Here is a 15,089-nt window from a genome sequence, read left to right as displayed (position 1 = left end):
CCCGCTGCTTGATCGGGACAGGCTTATTGGGCCGCTTTGGGGGTGTCGGCAGCCAGCGCCGGATCGGTCTGGACCGCTTCGATGCGGCTGATCAGATCCTTGTAGGGCGCACCGAATTTGTCGCGTACCGGCTGGGTCGCGTCGTAGAAGGCTTTCTTCTGCTCAGGCGTCAACGTGATGAACTCCACGCCAGCAGTCTTGAGCTTGGTCTCGGCATCGGCTGTCGACTTGTCCCACAGCACGCGCTCTTCCATCTGCGCTTCACGTGCGAGCTTTTTCACCAGCGCCTGCTGCTCGGGGTTGAGCTTTTCCCACGTGGTTTTCGCCATCACGATGGGCTCGGGCAGGATCAGGTGTTCGGTCATGGTGAAGAACTTGGCGTTCTGGTAGTGGTTGTGCTGGAAATACGTCGGCGGGTTGTTTTCCGCACCATCAATGACGCCGGTCTGCAGGGCGCTGAAGATCTCGCCGGTGGCCATGGCGATGCCGTTGCCGCCCATGTCGTTGATGGTTTCGATGAACACCGGGTTGCCCTGTACGCGGATTTTCATGCCTTTGAGGTCGGAAATCTGCCGTACCGGCTTTTTGGTGTACAGGTTGCGGGTGCCGCCATCCATCCAGGCCAGGGCGACCATGTTGAATTGCGAGTTGGTGATCTTGTCGAGGATTTCCTGACCGATCTCGCCATCAATGATGGTGCGCATATGCGCCTGATCACGGAACACGAACGGCAGGTTGAAGACGTTGACGTCCGGTACTACCGGGCCGACGATGCCGAGGCTGACGCGGGTCATCTGCACGGCGCCGCTCTGCACCTGTTCGACGACCTCCTTCTCGGAGCCGAGCACGCCACCCGCGTACATCTTGAAACTGATCTCGCCCTTGGACTGTTCTTCGAGTTTCTTGCCCATGTTCTGTTCTGCCACGACCGGCGCATAGCCAGCAGGGTGAACCTCGGCGAACTTGATTTTGACGTCAGCGTGGGCCATGCCTGATACACAGAAGGCCAGCGGAAGAGCTGCGATGAGAAGCTTGCGTTTGAAATCCATGGATATCTCCGATTTTGTTATTTTTGGTCGAGCTACGGGATTTTCGGTAGGGCGCTGTCAGCCCTGAAACGTGGGTTCCTTCAGGCCCTGGACGCCAGGTCGCAGGGCGAACACGCCACCGGCCAGCGGCTGATCGCCAATATCGCCACCCGGGCGAATCGACGTCACGAACAGGGTGTCCAGATTAGGGCCGCCAAAGGCACACATGGCTGGCTTTTTAACCGGCACCACCAGCGAGCGGTCGAGTTTGCCGGTGGGGGTGAAGCGGTGAACCAGGCCTGCGTCGTTGCCACAGATCCAGTAGCAGCCGTCGGTGTCGATCGCCGCGCCGTCGGGACGACCCAGGTGATGGTTCATGTCGACGAACAGGCGGCGATTGCGCGGCGTGCCGCTGTCGGTGTCGTAATCGAAGGCCCAGATCTGTTGCACGCTGGGGTGCGAGTCGGACAGGTACATGACCTTGCCGTCGGGGCTGAACGCCAGGCCGTTGGGGACGATGAAGTCCTTGAGCTGCGCGTCCAGCGTGATCTGGCCGGCGCTGTAGCGATACAGCGCACCCACCCTTGCACCGGCGGCCATGTCCATGAACATGGTGCCCGCCCAGAAACGGCCCTGTCGGTCGCAGCGGCCGTCGTTGAAGCGCATGCCTGCCTGCGCGTGTTCGACGCTGGCCAGAAGCGTGCTGATCAGGCTGCCGTCTTCGCAGGGCTGCAAATGAAAGATTCCGTTCTCCATCCCCGCAATCCAACCGCCGCGGCTGTCGGCGGCGATACAGGCGAGCATCTGCGGCGCTTTCCAGCTGCGCGTGCTGTCCTGATTGAAGTCCCAGCGATGCAGCTCGCCCTTGGGAATATCCACCCAGTACAACGCTTGATCACGCACGCTCCAGACCGGGCTTTCGCCGGTGGCGTTCTGTGCATCGACAATCAGTTCGGCATCCATGACGGTTCGTGTCTCCAGAGTGCTGCGAGAGGAAAGCGCTGCTTATTGGTCGCCGAACGGTCCTGAGGCCACAAAGGCACCGCCCTGGTAGAGCATTGCCGGGTCATCGGCTGCCGGCAGCGGCTGGGCGTCGACCTTCTCGCGAAAAACTTCCGAGCTGTCTTTCGGGGTGTAGTCCAGTTTGCTGGCCAGGCGGTTGTCCCACCAGACGGTCTTGTTGTCCGAGACGCCGTAGACCACGGTGTGGCCCACGTCTGGCGTGTACAGAGAGCGCTCGATCAACTGGGTCAGGTCGGCAAAGCTCAGCCAGGTGCTCATCATCCGGCGGTTTTGCGGTTCGGCAAACGACGAGCCGATGCGGATGCTCACGGTTTCGATGCCGTAGCGATCGAAGTAGAAGCTGGCCATGTCTTCGCCGTAGGACTTGGACAGACCGTAGTAGCTGTCCGGGCGGCGAGGGGAGTGCGCGTCGATGGTCTCGGTCTGCTTGTAGAAACCGATCACGTGATTGGAGCTGGCGAAGATCACGCGTTTCACGCCGTGCCTGCGGGCGGCTTCGTAGATGTGGAACACGCCGCAGATATTGGCGCCGAGGATTTCCTCGAACGGTCGCTCGACCGATACACCGCCGAAATGCACGATCGCGTCGACGCCTTCGACCAGTTTATGTACGGCATCTTTGCTGGCCAGGTCGCAGACCTGAACTTCTTCACGGTCGTCGACAGCGGGCGCCATTTCGGCAATGTCGGAAAGCCGCAGCACGTTGGTGTAAGGGCGCAGAGTTTCGCGCAATACCTTGCCCAGGCCACCTGCCGCGCCGGTCAGCAGGAGGCGATTGAAGGGAGTTTGAGTGGTATGAGCCGATGCCATGAGAGAAGTCCCGATTGTTATTTTTGTCATCTGTTGTCGTATGACTTGCCGGATTATCGGCACCGCATACGCTGATTGTCAACGCGGCCAAGGTCTAAAAACGGGCTGGGCACGCACTTGGCCGGATACATTTGTAACAAGGCAAAACCTGCCGCTGCCGACAGGCTCTGCCACCGGTTTCAGAGCAACGAAATAGGGTAGCTGACGAACACGCGGTTCTCGTCGAATTCGTTGGTGCTGAAATCACGACGCAGACTGGAGTTGCGCCATTTGACGTTCAGATTCTTCAACGCACCACTTTGTACGGTATAGGCCAGTTCAGACTCCCGGCCCCACTCCTTGCCGTCAGTGATGTTGCCGGTGTGCACATTGTCGCCGCTGATGTAGCGGTTCATCAGGGTCAGACCGGGCACACCCAGCGTCGCGAAGTTGTAGTCATGACGCAGTTGCCAGGATTTCTCTTTGGCGTTGTCGTAGCTGGAGTTGTAACTGTCGTTGGCCAGCGTACCGCCACTGGTGCCATTGACGCGCATCCACGCCGTGTCGCCCGTCAGCTTCTGCAGACCGACATAGAAGGTGCTGCCGCCATAGCGGGCCGAGAGCAGCGCGTAGGCCGTCTTGTTATCCAGGTCGCCGGCCAGTTTGTTGCCGTCTTCCTTGCCGATGAAGTAACCCAGGTTCGCGCCCAGGGTCCAGTCGCCGAGCGGCTGACTGTGCAGCAGGTTGAAGAATTGCTGCTGATAGATGTCCTGCAGTTCCGAGTACCAGATGCCTACCTGAGTGCGCTTGTCGTTGAAGACATACTCGCCGCCGCCGAAGTTGAAGCGGTCCGAAGTGAATGCGCCTCGCCCGTTCAGCGACATGTCTTCCATGCTCGCATCGTTGCGTGGGCTGTTGCCGCGGAACTGCCCTCCATACAGCGTCAGGCCGTCGATCTCCTTGGAGGTGACCTGGCCACCGCGAAACGTCTGCGGTAACGAACGACCGTCATCGGAGCGCAGGATCGGCAGCACCGGCATCCACTCGCCGACCTTCAGTTCGGTCTTGGAAACCCGCGCCTTGCCCGCCACGCCCAGACGCCCGAAATCATCGGCCGGACGCCCGTCGCTGTGGATCGGCAGCAACTGAGTGCCACCCGTACCCTTGCCGCCATCGAGCTTGAGCGAATACAGGCCCAGCACGTCAACCCCGAAACCCACCACACCTTGGGTGAAGCCCGACTTGGCGTCGAGAATGAAGCTTTGTGTCCACTCCTCGGCCTTGCTCTGCGGCGCGGCACTGCTCGGATACGCAGGGTTGGTGAAATTACGGTTGAAGTAGGCGTTACGCAGGGTGAGCGTGGCCTTGGTGTCGTCGACGAAACCCTCGGCCATGCCGAGCATCGGGAAAATCAGCGTCATGCCGCCGACGCCCAGCAGGATGCGTGAGCGGGTAGTGTGAGATGTCATTATTGTTGTGCTCCCTTGTTGAGTGAAACCGTCCCCTTTCCTGGCCGCGCGCGAGCGACGGCCGACACCTTCGAGGATTACGTGATGCCTGTCGCCAGGCATGGCCTCGACCTGCAGGCGGCCGAGTACCGTTCGCTGTGTTTCAGCGAATGTTGTGAATCGAGAAGGGTGTCTGGCAGTGCGAGTGTTCAGTAAACGAGGTGTCACTGATTAAGGCTTCGATGATTGAGCCTTTACTGATCGGGCGGGCAGGCGCGGCGTGAGTGTTCATGATGGACTGGCCTCGGTGTTGTTTTTATTTTTGGCATTATAGGTTGTCGTACAACTGCGGGGGATTATTTGCAGACCGTCGCCGCGTTGTCAACGCACCCATGGTCGAGGTTTAACGATTCACCGGCCATTTACCGCGCTCCTGAAAGCAAAATTAAATGCGAGTGAACGCTGCGGGTGGGTGTGCAGTCCACCCGATAATCCCATTCATTTTTTGGAGACTGCCGAATGAATCGTTTCACCCAGAAAGTCATCGTCGTCACAGGTGCCGGTTCCGGAATCGGCGAAGCGACCGCCAAACGTTTTGCCGAGGAGGGGGCCAGCGTCGTGCTGGTCGGCCGCAATCACGACAAGCTGGCCAAGGTGGCCGCGCAACTGAAGGGCGAAGGGCACTTGGTCAGAGCCACCGATGTGGCCGACCCGAGCGACGTGGAAGCGCTGTTCAAGGAAGTGGCGACCCGCTTCGGGCGCCTGGATGTGCTGGTCAACAATGCCGGCATCGTCAAGTCCGGCAAAGTGACCGAGCTGGGCATAGAGGACTGGAAAGAGCTGATGTCCGTGGACCTGGACGGCGTGTTCTATTGCACCCGCACCGCCATGCCGGCACTGATCGCCAGCAAAGGCAACATCATCAATGTCTCGTCGGTGTCCGGTCTGGGCGGCGACTGGGGCATGAGCTTCTATAACGCGGCCAAGGGCGCCATCACCAACTTCACCCGTTCGCTGGCCATGGACCATGGGGCTGACGGCGTGCGCGTGAATGCCGTCTGCCCCTCACTGACCCGCAGCGAGCTGACCGAAGACATGATGGGTGACAAAGCATTGATGGCCAAATTCATGGAGCGCATCCCATTGGGTCGCCCGGGCGAAGCCGAAGACGTCGGCGACGTGATCGCCTTCCTGGCCAGCGACGACGCGCGCTTCGTGACCGGCGTCAACCTGCCAGTCGATGGTGGCCTGTCGGCGTCCAACGGGCAGCCGCCACAGGCGTGACGGTCGGGAGTGCAGAAACAATCAAGCCCGGTAAAGACCGGGCTTGATGTCAACGCAGGGTGATCAGATCCGGAAGTGGCTGACCATCGTTTGCAATTGCCCGCCCAGGCGCGCCAGCTCGACGCTGGACGCAGCGGTTTCTTCACTGGCCGAAGCGGTCTGCTCGGACACGTCGCGCACGTTGACGATACTGCGGCTGATTTCCTCAGCAACCGCGCTTTGCTCTTCAGCGGCGGCGGCAATCTGCTGGTTCATCGCCTGAATGCTCGACACCGTTTGCGTGATGCTGCCCAGCGACGTGCCAGCCTTACGGCTGAGGGTCACGCTGCTGACGGTCAGTTCGCGGCTGTTAAGCATGATGCTGGACACCTGGCGCGTACCGCTCTGCAACGCAGCGACCAGTGTTTCGATCTCCACGGTGGATTGCTGCGTACGTTGTGCCAGGCCGCGGACTTCGTCGGCAACTACCGCAAAACCACGTCCGGCTTCACCCGCACGCGCCGCTTCGATGGCAGCGTTGAGCGCCAGCAGGTTGGTCTGTTCGGCCACCGCCTTGATGACGTCCATGACCTTGCCGATTTTGTCGCTTTCCTGCTCCAGCTGAGTCATGGCATCGACGGAGCGACCCACTTCATTGGCCAGACGCTCGATCTGGACGATCGCTTCACCCACCACCTTGTCACCGTCACGCGCTTCGCGGTCGGCGTTGGAAGCGGCCTGCGAGGCCTGTTCGGCGTTACGCGCCACTTCTGCAACCGTCGCCGACATCTCGTGCATGGCGGTGGCGACCTGATCGGTTTCGACTTTCTGGCTGTTGACGCCAGCGCTGGTCTGTTCGGTAACCGCCGACAGCTCTTCGGCGGCACTGGCGATCTGTACGACGCTGTCGCGAATACCGCCAATCAGCTCGCGCAGGGTGGTGCCCATGCGCTGGATGCCTTGCTGCAGAACGCCGAGCTCATCGCGACGTGTCACGGCCAGGGTCTGGGTCAGGTCACCGGAGGCAATACGGTCGACCACCGCCAGGGTTTCCTGCAGGGGACGGGTAATCTGCCGGGTGATGATGACTGCGGCAATGATGCCCAGAATGATAGCCAACAGTGTGCAGATGATCTGCGTGGTACGTGCCTGTGCGCTTTCCTGATCGCGGCGATCCAGTTGCAGCTTGTACATGTCCTCGCTGATCTTGACGATATCCTGCCCTTGCGTGGTCATTTCCTTGCGCGCCTGGACAATCGTGCCCGTGGCGGCCTTGAAGTTCTGCAAGGTCGTCCGGTACGCCATCAACGAAGTTTCCAGCTGCCTGAGCTGATCGGCCTGAGTGCCGCTGAAGGTTGTCTTGAGCGCATCCAGATCCTTGATGGCCGCATCCAGTTTCGAGACGGCTGCCTGCTCGGTCTCGGGTGTGGCATTGGTGGTGTAACCGCGCACTTCATAGCGTGCGAGTCGCAAGTCATCTTTTGCGTCGGTGACGAGTCGGTACTGCTCGAAGCGGTTGGCGTCAGCCGGGTCCATGTTTTTGACTTCAGTCACAAGCTGCTCGAATACCGCGAGGCTTTTGACAGCATGGGTCGTCAGCTCATCACGAGCCGCAGTGCTGGCCTTGTAGCCACTGCGCATGTTGTTGAGGGACTTCTGGTAGTCAGCGATCACGATGCCCAACTGATCGAGCATTTTCACGTTTTCGGGACTTTTGAACGAGGCCCGCAGTTTTTCCTGATACGCCTTGAAGCTGTCCAGCGAGGTCTGCACGGTTTCGGCAACCTTCTCGTCGCCATCGGCCACCATGTACTGGAGGCGTGTCACGCGCAGTTTGGTCAACTGGGCATTGAGTGAAGTAATGTCACTCATCCAGTTGCTGCGATTGATCAGCCCGCTCATGCTGGTCCAGCCAGTCAGAGCAAGAATGGCTGTAAAAACAAGTACTAGACCGAACCCAAGGGCCAGTTTCATATTCACGCTGATGTTTGCAAACCAGCTACTCATTGAATTCTCCAACAACTGCCATTGAAACGGTCTTCTCCCTGAAAGGTATGGCATACAGGTCAGGGCGGGGTGAGGTATACAGACACTATCGGCAGGGACTGGCCAAGCTGAAATAAAAAATAAAGAAAGTTCCGCGACGCTCCGAATATTTTTTTCCAGGCATATCATTTGCGCCGGTACACCGTTATAAAGCACCGCGTAAGTCATTGAATTAGAACCGCCGCATTCCAGGAGGAACGGCACACTTTCGGCTGTGTTTACACGATTAAAACCCTATCCGTTGTAGGTTCATTGTGTGTGCAGGGCATGACATTTTTTGTGTCGCAAGTTGCTCTGACATCCGAGCCTGCTCCCAGCAGTCCTGTTGAGATGCCTTGTCATGAATTTGAAGTTTCGTCATAAGATTCTGCTGGCCGCGGCCGGTGTAGTGGTGCTGGCGTTCGCCCTGTTCACTTTGTACAACGATTACCTGCAACGTAAGACGATCAACCAGAACCTCGAGTCCTCCGTGGGCCAGGCGGGTCAACTGACTGCCAGCAGCGTCCAGAACTGGCTGAGCGGGCGTATTCTGGTGCTGGAAAATCTCACCCAGAACGTAGCTTTTCAGGGCGTCAATTCCGACCTCAGCGGGCTGGTATCGCAGTCTGCGCTGGTATCGACCTTTCAGTTCACCTATGTCGGTGACAGCAAAGGCACGTTCACCCAGCGGCCCAATGTAGACATGCCGGCGGGCTACGACCCTCGCCAACGGCCCTGGTACAAGTCCACCGTCGACGCAGGCAAGACCATTCTCAGCGCGCCTTATCAGGCTTCCGTGGGTGGCCTGGTGGTAACGATCGCCAGCCCGGTCAAGGCGGCAGGTCAGGTCACGGGTGTCGTCGGCGGCGATCTGAGCCTCGACACGCTGGTCAAGATCATCAACTCGGTCGAATTCGGCGGGCTGGGTTACGCCTTTCTGGTCAGTGGCGACGGACAGATCATCGTCAGCCCGGACAAGGAACAGGTGATGAAAAACCTCAAGGACATCTACCCCGGACAGACCGTCAGCCTGGACGCGCGCCTGCGTGAGGTGACCCTCAATGGTCAGCAAAGGCTGCTGTCATTCACCCCGATCACCGGGCTGCCCTCGGCTGACTGGTACATTGGCCTGTCGATCGACAAGGAAAAGGCCTATGCGCCGTTGAGCCAGTTTCGCAGCTCGGCGATGGTTGCCGTGCTGATTGCAGTGGCCGTGATTGCGTTGCTGTTGAGCCTGCTCATTCGTGCGCTGATGCGCCCGCTGACCGACATGGGCCGTGCGATGCAGGACATCGCTCAGGGCGAGGGTGATCTGACCCGGCGCCTGAGCATTCAGGGCAAGGACGAGTTCGCCGCACTGGGCGGTTCGTTCAATCAGTTCGTGGAGCGCGTGCACGCGTCCATCGTCGAAGTCTCCTCAGCGACGCTTCAGGTGCATGACCTGTCGCAACGAGTGGTCAACTCCTCCAACTCGTCCATTGTCGGTTTCGATGAGCAGAGTGCCCGAACCAACAACGTCGCTGCAGCGATCAACGAGCTGGGTGCTGCAACCCAGGAGATTGCCCGCAACGCATCGGACGCCTCGATCCAGGCCAGTGAGGCCCGCAACCAGGCAGAAGACGGTCAGGTGGTGGTCGAGAAAACCATCCACGCCATGAGCGCGCTGTCGGCCAAGATCAGTGATTCCTGCACGCAGATCGAGCAACTCAACGCCAGCACCGAAAACATCGGTCACATTCTGGATGTCATCAAAGGCATCTCGCAGCAGACCAACCTGCTGGCCCTCAACGCCGCCATCGAAGCTGCCCGCGCGGGTGAGGCCGGACGCGGTTTTGCGGTAGTTGCCGACGAGGTGCGCAACCTTGCGCATCGCACCCAGACATCTGCCGATGAGATTCACAAGATGATTGGCGGCCTGCAGACTGGTTCTCAGCATGCCGTACTCAACATGAATGAAAGCCAGACGTCGAGTCATGAAAGTGTCGAAGTTGCCAATCAGGCGGGCAGTCGTCTGCGCGATGTAACGCGGCGCATTGGCGATATCGATGGCATGAATCAATCCGTTGCTGCGGCGACAGAAGAGCAGACTGCTGTTGTCGAAACACTCAATATCGATATCAATCAGATCAACACGCTTAATCAACAAGGCGTGGCCAACCTTAATGAAACGCTCAAGGACTGTGCTGCGCTTTCGCAACAGGCCGGGCGTTTGAAGCAACTGGTCGACAGTTTCAAGATCTGACCGTATATCCAGTGATCCAGGCCGGGCCACTTACAGGTGGCCAGGTCTTTAAGAATGAGGGATTAAAAGCATCAGTGCATGTATGTTTCAGCAAACCCGCTGGACCGTCCAGCATCATCCGTCCATTAAAAAGCCTGCTCGGTGGCAGGCTTTTGGTCAGAGATCCTTTTTAACCTCTTTATCGATGTGCTTGTCAGCCTTGTGACGCTCTTTGTCGTCATGCTTCGCACCTTTGTCGACTTCGTCGGCGTCGTGCTTCATACCCTTGTCCACTTCCTTGGCGTCATGATCGACACCTTTATCCAGCTCACGGTTATCGTGTCGGACACCCTTTTCCAGTTCACTCTCTGCAAAGGCGACTGGCACTACCGCACCTGCCAGGAAGAGGGCGGCAGTCATTGAGAGTACGAATTTACGCATGCTTTGCTCCTTCATGAGAAATGCTGGCTCGTCTTGAGCCATCATTTTCGAGCATAGCTCATACCTGACAGTCGGAATTGGCAAAGAAGTGTACTGAGCAAAAAAGCCCGGCATTTGGCCAGACTTTGCGGTGCGGTGCGGTGCCTAGTCGGAAGAGTTAGCCGAGCGCCCTGGCAAGCCCGAAAGCTGTTGCTGAAAATAGCGCCGCCATACTCGTGGCGCCAGCGAGGAACTTCCAGGTCTGCTCGTTCATGGACTTGTGAAGTGAGACTGCGAGCTCTGAAAGATCAGTTTTTGTGGCAGAGACGTCTAGCTTCGCCTCTACTCGAATAAGCCTGACCTGAATCTCGGACATCGCTGATTCGATCTTTTCTACACGCTTTTCCAATCTATCACCTCCAGGTGGGTCGGTCGGCCCGCCTTGGCCTTTGAGCTTTTCATATTGAGCCTGGAGAAGCCGAACATCAATATTATTGCTCGACATCTACATCGCCCTCAATTTCGCCTATTTCCTTGAGCGGGTCGATTTGCTCCTGAATACTGTCAAAAGCCATTTGCGCTGCTTCACGTGCTGCTGGCGTGAGGCTATCTGCACTCAGAAGTGCCTGGCTAAGATTCAGAACGGTAGCAAGATTTGCAACTCCAAGCCGATGAAGCCTGGAAACCGTCATTTTGAGTTGCATCACATCGTTGCATTCCATAGCGCTTTCTTTCTCCGATTGCGTAGCGAATCACCCGAAATCAAATCGTTGCCACCGCAGGCTTGGCAGATGATCCAGCATGGAATTTGCGCAGGGTAGGTCGTGTCACGACACGCAAGCAAGGGAAGATAGGGTACGAATGATTTCAAGCCGGCGACCGATATGGCTGGCACGATCTTGCCGAGCGGATGTGAGGGGGGGAGCATGGAACGGGGTCTTCAGAGAGGAGCCAAGGGAATAATAACGATGAGCAGGCATCGCCAGAAACAAGAAAGCCCGCACGAGGCGGGCTTCTTGTTGATTCACAGTGATCAGAAGAAAACTGTGAATCTGTACTTGGTGGCTACACAGGGACTTGAACCCCGGACCCCAGCATTATGAATGCTATGCTCTAACCAACTGAGCTATGTAGCCAAGTGGCGCGCATTATTCTCGGAGAACGCATATGTGTCAAGCGTTGTTGTGAAAAATAATTGCGTGCGATCAACCGGTTAGGTGGCAGCCCTCGTCGGAACGTCTTTCCGGGCGCTTACCGGAACAGGGTGTCGAGCATCTCCAGGTCATCGAATTCTTCTACCCTCTCCAGCATCTCGGCCATCTCCCTGCGCTCCCTGAGCCAGGCTTTAAGGCTTTTCGGGGTGGTCAGTGCCTGCAGTTCGTCCTGTTCCTCATCGAGGTGCTCCCGTATGGCTTTGACCTGCCTGGCACACTTTGTGTTGGCGGTCTTGGGTTTGAGGTCCTCGTACGGGTCCATCAGGAAGCGTTCACGGATCAACATCTTGCGATCATGAATCTCGTCCTCCAACTCTCTGAGTTGTTCGCTCAGGATCCGGTTGAAATGCTTGAGACGCTTGTCGGAGATGCTATCGATGTGGCTCTGATCGATTTGCTCGATCTCCATTTGCATCTTCAGTAGCGCCAGCAAGTCATCACCCTCGTACGCTTCGTTGACCCTTTGCATGAGCGCTGTCTTGCGATCGCGCTCATCGGCATCCTGCTCGCGGTCCGGGTGCAGTGCGCTGACCAGCTTGCGGTAAATTTCGCGCAATGACTGGCTGCCTTCAGCCTCTTCCTGCTCACGACGCAGTTCGCTGGCCGTCGGCTTTTTCGGCTTCTGTGCGCCTTGCGCCTGCTCGGTCTGTTCTCTCAGCTTCTCTTCAATATGTCGGGTCACGTCTTCAAGGGAGTCCAGGTCGACATCGTCGTCCAGTTCCACGCCCAGATCTTCTTCCAGTGATGATTTGAACCGCTGGTTTTGCAGGCGCTCCTCCTCGTCGTAGTCGTTGCCGGTGTATTTGAAGTAGAGGTGCTTCAGTTCTTCATCGTGTTCGCCGCCCATGAGTGACATGGTCAGGACGCAGATAATCTCGAGCACCGTATGTCTGTCTTTTTTGGCCAGGCGAAACTGATCGAAAGCTACGTCAAGCAAGCGCAGCTTGTTCATCTCGTTCGCGGCCTGCTCACTGAGCATCGGAACCAGTTCTTCGATCCACAGCTTTTCGCAGGTGGCTGAAATCGAGAGCCACTGCTGCAAAAGCTTGCGCCTGGCTTCGAGCTTTTCCATCAGCGTATTGAATTTCTTCTGACCGGCGCTCAATTGCGGCCGGGACGGTTGCGCGACGATGCGTGGCGAGGCGGGTGGGGTGGTCATGAAGACCTCCTTGATGGCGAGAGCAATGCTGCGTGGTGGTCGATTGTCGTTCTCCAGTCTACTTTTTTCGACCTTTTTGCTGAATGAATAAATGGCTGCCGTAAAGTCTTTTTCTCGTCTGCTGGGCGGTCCGGTTCTTGCTTGGATGTACCTGATAGTTCGTTTGAGAAGCTTTTTGACGCCAAAAACAATGAATGGCGACACTTTGCGTACCAATCTGAAGCGATGCGTATCGCCATTGAAACAATAACATGGCATTTTGCTGCTAGTGTTTTTCCAACAAAAGACATCGCCTCTGTTCGTTCAGATCCGGCCGGTGTTCACGGGGAGTCGCAGGACATGAACAGTCTTTTGTCACCAGGCATGCGCCTGATGGGACATTTTGGTTTTGCTCGCAAGTTTCAGGTCTTGTTCCTGCTGTTCATGTTGCCGCTGGCGGGCAGCGCATGGGTCATCACCAAGGAGTACAGCAACAAGCTCGATGTCATTTCCGGGGAGCAATCCGGCGTGCGTCAACTGCTGGCGCTCGACGATCTGAACGTCGAGCTGTCCGCCCAGCGCGACCATGCCGCCCGCTGGAAAGCGGCCGACATCCTGCGTGAGCCAACCCCGGCAGCGAAGGCAGCGATGGCCAGCGTCGATGCAGGCATCCCTCGCATTGCCAAGGCGCTTGAGGGCGTTCAGGCGGTACTGGTCGAAGAAAAAGCACCTGCCGATACCATGAACCGTTTCAAGGCGCTTCAAGCCGCCGTCACCGGTCTGGACACAGCATCATTGCGCACGGTGGGCTGGTGGCCTGATGGCTACGACCGATTCACTACCGTGCTGAACCTGGTTCAGGCACTGCGCGAGCAGATCGCGATGGACAGCGGTTTGATTCTCGACCCCTGGCTTGAAACCTACATGCTCATGCAGCTCTCCACCCAGCAAGTGCCGGACCTGATCGAGCGTATCGGTCGTCTGTCGAGTGTGGGGCAGACGTCAGTGGCATCGGGGCAGTTCAGCCTGCAGAGCCGTCTGCAAATGCGCGACCTGCGTGGTCGCATCGATGATTCCAAGGACCAGATGCAAAAGGCTGCCGGCCTGCTGCTGTCCAAGCTTCCCGAGCAGTTACAGCCGTGGGCCGATAAGTACGCTGCAGTAATGCAAGTGCTGGAAGCACAGCTTAAGGTGATTGATGACGGTGTTTTCGGCGGCAGTATCAAGCTCAAGCCGGAAGAGTTCGAAAAGAGCATCGACACCCTGACTGGCAGTACGGCAGATTTGCGCAGGCAGTCGCTTGACGCGCTCAACGGACGCCTCGATTACTACCATGAGACTTCCAATACGGAGTTCATCCCGATGGCGGTGGTCTTCTGCGTTCTGGTGATCATGGCGATCTATCTGTTCGCCTGTCTGCAATCCTCGATTCGCAACAGCGCCAGAGGCATCACCACGCTGGCTGAATCCCTGCGTGACGGCAACCTGTGTGTGGAAGTCGCTGTGCAGGGCCGTGACGAGCTTGCCGCTATCAGCCGCGCGCTGAACGTCGCGGTGGTGCAACTGCGTACCAGCCTGCTGGGCGTCAATCAGGAAACGGTTCGCGTCGGCGATGCGGTGCTGACGCTGAATGCCCAGTCCAGCGGGACGCTGAGTGAGGTCGAAGACCAGCAACAACAGATCAGTCAGATCGCCGCAGCAGCCACCGAGCTGGCTGCCACTTCTCAGGGCGTGGCCAGAAGCTGTGAACAGGCATCGGAAAGCGCCAGGCAGACGCGTCAGATTGCTCAGCAAAGCAGCCAGGACAGCCAGCGCACCACTGACAGCATCCAGCAACTCAATCAGCGTCTGACAGAGACTGCCGCCGCGCTGGGTCGGGTCAGCGAGCAGGGCCAGCAGATTCAATCGGTGGTGGATGCCATTCGTGGTATCGCCGAACAGACCAACCTGCTGGCCCTCAACGCAGCCATCGAGGCGGCCCGCGCCGGTGAACAAGGCCGCGGGTTCGCCGTGGTTGCCGATGAAGTGCGCAGCCTGTCCCAGCGCACCCAGGCCTCGACCGCTCAGATCGCCGGCACGGTCGACAGCTTGCGCTCCACTGTTACGCAGGCAGTGAACCTGATGGAGGCGGCCTGTGGACAAGCCGTCAACGATGCGCAGTCGGTGACCGGTCTGGGCGTCCGTCTGGGGGAAATCGCTACGGCGGTGCAGGGCGTCACCGATACGCTGGCGCAGATATCGACCGCCGTGGAAGAACAGGCGACGACCGCTGATGAAGTGAGCAGCAACATCCAGCAGGTCGATCAGGCCGCAGGGCGTTTGCTGGAAGGTGCCCGTGCGGTCAATCAGGCGGCGGATACCTTGAGTCAGGGCAGTCGGGCGCTGAATGACAATACGGCGCGGTTTCGCTTGGGGTAACTGGGCAGTTTGCCGCATCAGACCGAAGAACCGGCGTGGTGAAACCCGCCGGACTATCCGTTTTTGTGGGAGGACGTGTAAAAGTTGGATCAACGGATATAC

General features: G+C 58.1%; 12 protein-coding genes, 1 tRNA gene and 2 pseudogenes. 4 read left to right on the top strand and 11 right to left on the bottom strand.

Translation table 11 applies throughout. The annotated features are described in order from the left end of the window. Positions 1–23: 23 nt before the first annotated feature. The 4 genes from LIX91_RS10315 to LIX91_RS10300 all read right to left on the bottom strand — a co-directional run bounded on the left by LIX91_RS10315 (position 24) and on the right by LIX91_RS10300 (position 4,309). Entirely contained in the window at positions 24–1,049 is a 1,026-nt protein-coding gene (locus tag LIX91_RS10315; RefSeq protein ID WP_003414968.1) for a TRAP transporter substrate-binding protein, read from the bottom strand. 57 nt (positions 1,050–1,106) lie between these two features. Next, on the bottom strand, positions 1,107–1,991 hold the full coding sequence (locus LIX91_RS10310; protein WP_103695912.1) for a glucurono-1,5-lactonase: 885 nt from the start codon (positions 1,989–1,991) through the stop codon (positions 1,107–1,109). A 42-nt stretch (positions 1,992–2,033) separates the two neighbouring features. Continuing rightward, a complete protein-coding gene (locus LIX91_RS10305) occupies positions 2,034–2,861 on the bottom strand; it encodes an NAD-dependent epimerase/dehydratase family protein (protein WP_003408550.1) in 828 nt (275 codons plus the stop codon). Between the two features lie 179 nt (positions 2,862–3,040). Continuing rightward, a complete protein-coding gene (locus LIX91_RS10300) occupies positions 3,041–4,309 on the bottom strand; it encodes an OprD family porin (RefSeq protein WP_074952868.1) in 1,269 nt (422 codons plus the stop codon). 498 nt (positions 4,310–4,807) lie between these two features. Between LIX91_RS10300 and LIX91_RS10295 the strand changes: the two genes are divergently transcribed. Then, complete coding sequence (locus LIX91_RS10295) at positions 4,808–5,572, top strand: SDR family NAD(P)-dependent oxidoreductase (RefSeq protein WP_226488438.1); 765 nt, start codon at positions 4,808–4,810, stop codon at positions 5,570–5,572. A gap of 63 nt (positions 5,573–5,635) precedes the next feature. On the opposite strand, the gene LIX91_RS25795 is transcribed toward LIX91_RS10295, so the two are convergent. After that, positions 5,636–6,340, bottom strand: coding sequence for a methyl-accepting chemotaxis protein (locus tag LIX91_RS25795; protein WP_371675756.1), 705 nt, complete (start codon positions 6,338–6,340; stop codon positions 5,636–5,638). 198 nt (positions 6,341–6,538) lie between these two features. Continuing rightward, positions 6,539–7,423 (bottom strand): annotated as a pseudogene (locus LIX91_RS25790) (methyl-accepting chemotaxis protein); the annotation flags it as partial. Positions 7,424–7,937: 514 nt separating this feature from the next. On the opposite strand from LIX91_RS25790, the pseudogene LIX91_RS25785 reads away from it, so the two are divergent. Together LIX91_RS25785 and LIX91_RS25780 are read left to right on the top strand one after the other, a co-directional pair. Then, positions 7,938–8,912, top strand: a pseudogene (locus tag LIX91_RS25785) (cache domain-containing protein); the annotation flags it as partial. Between the two features lie 45 nt (positions 8,913–8,957). Beyond that, a complete protein-coding gene (locus LIX91_RS25780; RefSeq protein WP_373366190.1) occupies positions 8,958–9,818 on the top strand; it encodes a methyl-accepting chemotaxis protein in 861 nt (286 codons plus the stop codon). Positions 9,819–9,974: 156 nt separating this feature from the next. Here LIX91_RS25780 and LIX91_RS10280 read toward each other — a convergent pair whose 3' ends face one another. The 5 genes from LIX91_RS10280 to LIX91_RS10260 all read right to left on the bottom strand — a co-directional run bounded on the left by LIX91_RS10280 (position 9,975) and on the right by LIX91_RS10260 (position 12,590). Next, positions 9,975–10,238, bottom strand: a complete 264-nt coding sequence (locus tag LIX91_RS10280) for a hypothetical protein (RefSeq protein WP_003414976.1) — start codon at positions 10,236–10,238, stop codon at positions 9,975–9,977. A 157-nt stretch (positions 10,239–10,395) separates the two neighbouring features. Continuing rightward, positions 10,396–10,722: a hypothetical protein gene (locus tag LIX91_RS10275; protein WP_032697960.1), complete on the bottom strand. Its 327-nt coding sequence runs from the start codon at positions 10,720–10,722 to the stop codon at positions 10,396–10,398. Then, positions 10,709–10,939, bottom strand: coding sequence for a hypothetical protein (locus tag LIX91_RS10270; RefSeq protein WP_226488436.1), 231 nt, complete (start codon positions 10,937–10,939; stop codon positions 10,709–10,711). The genes LIX91_RS10275 and LIX91_RS10270 overlap by 14 nt, the downstream gene beginning before the upstream one ends. 337 nt (positions 10,940–11,276) lie before the next feature. Continuing rightward, positions 11,277–11,353 (bottom strand) — tRNA-Met (locus LIX91_RS10265). Positions 11,354–11,468: 115 nt separating this feature from the next. Continuing rightward, positions 11,469–12,590: a J domain-containing protein gene (locus LIX91_RS10260; RefSeq protein WP_003414977.1), complete on the bottom strand. Its 1,122-nt coding sequence runs from the start codon at positions 12,588–12,590 to the stop codon at positions 11,469–11,471. A gap of 225 nt (positions 12,591–12,815) precedes the next feature. On the opposite strand from LIX91_RS10260, the gene LIX91_RS10255 reads away from it, so the two are divergent. Continuing rightward, positions 12,816–14,987 (top strand): methyl-accepting chemotaxis protein, encoded by a 2,172-nt coding sequence (locus tag LIX91_RS10255; RefSeq protein ID WP_410524751.1) that lies wholly within the window; start codon positions 12,816–12,818, stop codon positions 14,985–14,987. Positions 14,988–15,089: the final 102 nt, after the last annotated feature.

Source organism: Pseudomonas sp. B20 (assembly GCF_020515755.1).
GTDB classification, from domain to species: domain Bacteria; phylum Pseudomonadota; class Gammaproteobacteria; order Pseudomonadales; family Pseudomonadaceae; genus Aquipseudomonas; species Aquipseudomonas syringae.
Note: the sequence above shows the minus strand (reverse complement) of the source record. Positions and strands in the feature narration are given on the sequence as shown.

Bases quoted from the DNA above. Each gene is read 5' to 3' on its own strand.
- LIX91_RS10315 (WP_003414968.1), bottom strand. From the start codon at position 1,049: ATGGATTTCAAACGCAAGCTTCTCATCGCAGCTCTTCCGCTGGCCTTC.
- LIX91_RS10310 (WP_103695912.1), bottom strand. From the start codon at position 1,991: ATGGATGCCGAACTGATTGTCGATGCACAGAACGCCACCGGCGAAAGC.
- LIX91_RS10305 (WP_003408550.1), bottom strand. From the start codon at position 2,861: ATGGCATCGGCTCATACCACTCAAACTCCCTTCAATCGCCTCCTGCTG.
- LIX91_RS10300 (WP_074952868.1), bottom strand. From the start codon at position 4,309: ATGACATCTCACACTACCCGCTCACGCATCCTGCTGGGCGTCGGCGGC.
- LIX91_RS10295 (WP_226488438.1), top strand. From the start codon at position 4,808: ATGAATCGTTTCACCCAGAAAGTCATCGTCGTCACAGGTGCCGGTTCC.
- LIX91_RS25795 (WP_371675756.1), bottom strand. From the start codon at position 6,340: ATGTCGGCGACGGTTGCAGAAGTGGCGCGTAACGCCGAACAGGCCTCG.
- LIX91_RS10280 (WP_003414976.1), bottom strand. From the start codon at position 10,238: ATGCGTAAATTCGTACTCTCAATGACTGCCGCCCTCTTCCTGGCAGGT.
- LIX91_RS10275 (WP_032697960.1), bottom strand. From the start codon at position 10,722: ATGTCGAGCAATAATATTGATGTTCGGCTTCTCCAGGCTCAATATGAA.
- LIX91_RS10270 (WP_226488436.1), bottom strand. From the start codon at position 10,939: ATGGAATGCAACGATGTGATGCAACTCAAAATGACGGTTTCCAGGCTT.
- LIX91_RS10260 (WP_003414977.1), bottom strand. From the start codon at position 12,590: ATGACCACCCCACCCGCCTCGCCACGCATCGTCGCGCAACCGTCCCGG.
- LIX91_RS10255 (WP_410524751.1), top strand. From the start codon at position 12,816: ATGCGTATCGCCATTGAAACAATAACATGGCATTTTGCTGCTAGTGTT.